Genomic DNA, 3,878 nt, shown 5'->3' on the forward strand with positions numbered 1-3,878 from the left:
CTATTCATTCTTAAAAAACTAAATTCCTTCATTCCACTTTATGATATAATAACTATGTTTTGGAAAACCTTAATACTATTAGGGTTTTATCATGAAAATACGAAAGTAATAATAAAAAAGGAGATGCTCATTTTTGCTAAATAAGTTTAAAAATCTACCTAAAGCGGTATATGCGATTTTGGCGCTTTCTTTCCTACTGCACGTTTTTTGTCTAGTAAAGCAGCCAGGATTARATGGAGARKTAGTCAAAGTAACATATGGTGCAWATGATGCSTTYAACTATTCGTTAACAGCTGAACAGCTATTAAAACATGGTGTATTTGGCTATGTTTATTTAGAACCTAGTGAAGTGCCTGGAAAAAATGCATACATTACACCAGGTCAGCCGCTATTATTAGCTGGCGCCATGATTATTTCTGATGTTACATCACTTCCTTACTATTACGTRGCAACYRTCATTAATATGATACTGAACCTYTGCACAGTGTTATTAGTATTCTTAATAGGAAAAGAGTTATTTGAAAAGAATATTTATGGAATTGTCGCAAGTATTTTATATGCTATTTATCCGAGTAACTATACATACTTCCGTACATTACTAACAGAAGTTCCTTCAATATTCTTATTATCGTTAAGCGTGTATGTATTTGTTCTTGCATGGAAATACAATAAAACAAAATTCCATATATGGTTTGGAATTGTTGTTGCTATTTTACTTATGTTCCGTCCAAACCCAGCCCCAATGATGCTTATTCCTGTTCTTGTCGTCTTGTTCACATATGGATTTAAAGACTCCATTCGAATTGGATTATTATGGCTCATTGGTCCGTTCCTTATCATCGGTGCCTGGGTTGTTCGTAACTATTTAGCGTTCAATCAATTTATCTTATTCTCAACGCAAGGTGCAGACCCATTAATTGCCGGTGCRGATCCRTTTAACAAAATYGGCTATGAAAATGTAGTTAAYCAAATGAARGCCCAGGGCTTAGATGATAAAGAGGCATACGCAAAAGATTTAATCAAAAATGGATTTAAAACGGACTTCACATATTGGTTCTCTTGGTTCACTGTCGGTAAAACAATTGAATTATTCAAAACAGCTCCTGCTGTAGACCAATACCGTATTCATAACTTTATACAAATGTGTCATAGAGTCTTTATCATCGGTACATTCTTGAGCAGTTTCTGCTTCATGCTAAATTCATTTAAGCATAAGCGCGTTATGATGCTAGTAGCAAGTTCTGTTATTTACATCATCTTCTCAAACTTATTCTTAGCAATTAATCGCTACGGATTTTTCATTAACCCCCTTATGTGCTTAATTCTTGCATACGGGTTAGTTTACGCTGTGCAGAAGCTTCCATTTTTCCGCACTAGCCAAGTATAATAAAAAAGAGGTCGTCCAAAAATGGACGACCTCTTTTTTTATTTATCCAACACTTTGAACACGGCCAATTTGTCCATCTTGTAATCGAACCTTAATTCCGTACGTATGTGTTTCCGTGTTTGTTAAAATATCTTTCACAACACCGCTCACTGTTTTACTATAATCTTTATCTAATTGAATAACTACATGTGAACCAACCGAAATTTGTGATCTGGTCGGTTTACCACCTGTTGTTTTTTCTTGTTTTTGTGTTCTCTCTTGTTGTGCAGACTGTTGTTGCTGAATCTTCTGTTGCTCTTCTTGCTTACGTTTCTCTTCCTCTACTCTTCTTTGTTGCTCTTCTTGCTTACGTTTCTCTTCCTCTACTCTTCTTTGCTGCTCTTCTTGCTTACGTTTTTCTTCCTCTACTCTTTGTTGCTCTTCTTGCTTACGTTTTTCTTCCTCTTCCTTTTGCTGCTCTTCTTGCTTACGTTTTTCTGCTTCTACTCTTTGCTGCTCTTCCTGCTTACGTTTTTCTTCCTCTACTCTTTGCTGCTCTTCTTGCTTACGTTTTTCTTCCTCTTCCTTTTGCTGCTCTTCTTGTTTGCTTTCCTCTTCTACCTTCTTATCTTCTTCAACTTTCTTCTCATCTATTTTCTGTTCTTCCGCTACCTTCAGCTTTTCCTCTTCATCTTTACAAGCTGTTAAAACAACTACACATAAGCCCGTAAGTAAAAATAATAATAATTTTTTTAACATTAAAAAATCCTCCTATATATACATTACAAATAATGACCTTTAATAGAATAACAAATATGTATGAATCCCTTTGTCGTAATTTGTCGTATATATTGGATTTTCCATGTAACACTACATGCTCCAAATAGAGAAAAACCTGTCGTGTGACAGGTTCTTCTCGTTATTTATTAGGATACGATGATTAGCATGTTTACTATACAAGAGGAAGCATCCATATTTTCCATATGATACTTACGATTACTATAAGTACAAAATCAAACAAATCTAATCTCGGACCCTTTTTCATAGTCATGTCTAGCCACATATAAATCCATTTCATTTCCTTATATTTATGAATATTTTTCTTTGCGAATCGGTAAGTAAGCACTTGCATGATGTAAATTCCAATTACGCAAATAAGCAATAAGATGAGAAATTCAAACACAAAATTCCTCCCTATTTTTGAAGCGTTTTTTCTACTATATGGTTCTTCAAAACCCATTCCTCAAACTGAGCACTTCCAAATTCCCAGCTCAAATCACGAGCATTTACAGAAAAAACGTAATAACCGGCATATTCGTCCATAAACCGACCTGTCTCTATCTCCTCTTTCTGAAGACCGTATACTCCAAAATTAAAATACACATCCCACACGTCTTCATGCTTCCTCTTATAAGCAATCGATTCCATATCACATTCAGTTCCGAAATAATCAAGATGTAAATGTACGCTATCATCGTATTCGTAATCCATTTTATCACCCCTTATATTTGTACTTCTTTATTACCCGAAAAATTCCTGCTATCTATACTCACATATGGGCACTTACCTACATATTATGCTTGTAGATTGACTTCTAGGAGGTGTCATATAGTGAAAAAATTAATAACCGTTTTTTGCATCATGTTACTAGCTGTTTTCACATTCGCTGCTTGTAGTAGTACAAAGGAAAGTACGAAAGAACAAGCTCAAAAAATTCGCGTTGGCGAAGTTACACACTCTCTTTTCTACGCACCATTATATGTTGGAATTGAAAAAGGATTTTTTAAAGATGAAGGCTTAAATATTGACTTACAAACAACAGCCGGCGGAGATAAAACGATGACCACCCTTTTATCTGGCGGAATTGATATTGCTCTCGTTGGTTCAGAAACGTCTATTTATGTTCATCAACAAGGAGCAAAAGATCCTGTCATTAATTTTGCGCAGCTTACACAAACAGATGGTACATTTTTAGTTTCCCGTAAAAAATTAGACTCTTTTAATTGGAACGACGTAAAAGGCGTTACGTTTTTAGGACAGCGTAAAGGCGGCATGCCGCAAATGGTTGGTGAATACGTTTTAAAGAAAAATGGCATTGACCCTCGCAAAGATACGAACTTAATTCAAAATATCGAGTTTGCTAATATTGCAAATGCCTTTGCATCTGGTACGGGAGAATTTGTACAGCTCTTTGAACCGACTGCAAGTATACTTGAAAAAGAAGGAAAAGGTTATATCGTCGCGTCTTTCGGAGCTGAATCTGGTACTGTCCCTTATACAACGTTTATGGCAAAAGAAAGTTTCTTAAAGAAAGATAAAGCTGCTGCAGAAAAATTCACGCGCGCACTATATAAAGCGCAGCAATGGGTTGATACACATAGTCCAGAAGAGATTGCCGATGCCGTTTCACCACTATTTAAAGACACTTCAAAAGACATTTCAGTAAAAGTAATTGAGCGCTACAAAAAACAACATTCTTATGCGACAAATCCATTATTAGATGATGCAGAAT

5 protein-coding genes are annotated in these 3,878 nt (G+C 35.5%); 2 read left to right on the top strand and 3 right to left on the bottom strand.

Translation table 11 applies throughout. The features are described 5' to 3' along the window. The first annotated feature begins 133 nt into the window (after positions 1 to 133). Entirely contained in the window at positions 134 to 1,387 is a 1,254-nt protein-coding gene (locus tag AC1DJR_RS20470; protein WP_477003376.1) for a glycosyltransferase family 39 protein, read from the top strand. 42 nt (positions 1,388 to 1,429) lie between these two features. Here the strand turns inward: AC1DJR_RS20470 and AC1DJR_RS20475 are convergent, their stop codons facing one another. The 3 genes from AC1DJR_RS20475 to AC1DJR_RS20485 all read right to left on the bottom strand — a co-directional run bounded on the left by AC1DJR_RS20475 (position 1,430) and on the right by AC1DJR_RS20485 (position 2,857). After that, positions 1,430 to 2,125 carry a YwbE family protein gene (locus AC1DJR_RS20475; RefSeq protein WP_429691659.1) on the bottom strand — a complete coding sequence of 232 codons (696 nt, stop codon included), beginning with the start codon at positions 2,123 to 2,125 and terminating at the stop codon, positions 1,430 to 1,432. A gap of 193 nt (positions 2,126 to 2,318) precedes the next feature. Beyond that, positions 2,319 to 2,549: a hypothetical protein gene (locus AC1DJR_RS20480; RefSeq protein ID WP_002143493.1), complete on the bottom strand. Its 231-nt coding sequence runs from the start codon at positions 2,547 to 2,549 to the stop codon at positions 2,319 to 2,321. 11 nt (positions 2,550 to 2,560) lie between these two features. Continuing rightward, the gene (locus AC1DJR_RS20485) at positions 2,561 to 2,857 is read right to left on the bottom strand and encodes a DUF3986 family protein (protein WP_429686592.1); all 297 of its coding nucleotides are present in this window, start codon (positions 2,855 to 2,857) and stop codon (positions 2,561 to 2,563) included. Between the two features lie 120 nt (positions 2,858 to 2,977). On the opposite strand from AC1DJR_RS20485, the gene AC1DJR_RS20490 reads away from it, so the two are divergent. Beyond that, on the top strand, positions 2,978 to 3,878 hold a 901-nt coding region (locus tag AC1DJR_RS20490; protein ID WP_477003377.1), incomplete at its 3' end, for an ABC transporter substrate-binding protein.

The sequence above is a fragment of the Bacillus sp. 05T31 genome (assembly GCF_056396725.1).

Bases quoted from the DNA above. Each gene is read 5' to 3' on its own strand.
- AC1DJR_RS20475 (WP_429691659.1), bottom strand. From the start codon at position 2,125: ATGTTAAAAAAATTATTATTATTTTTACTTACGGGCTTATGTGTAGTT.
- AC1DJR_RS20485 (WP_429686592.1), bottom strand. From the start codon at position 2,857: ATGGATTACGAATACGATGATAGCGTACATTTACATCTTGATTATTTC.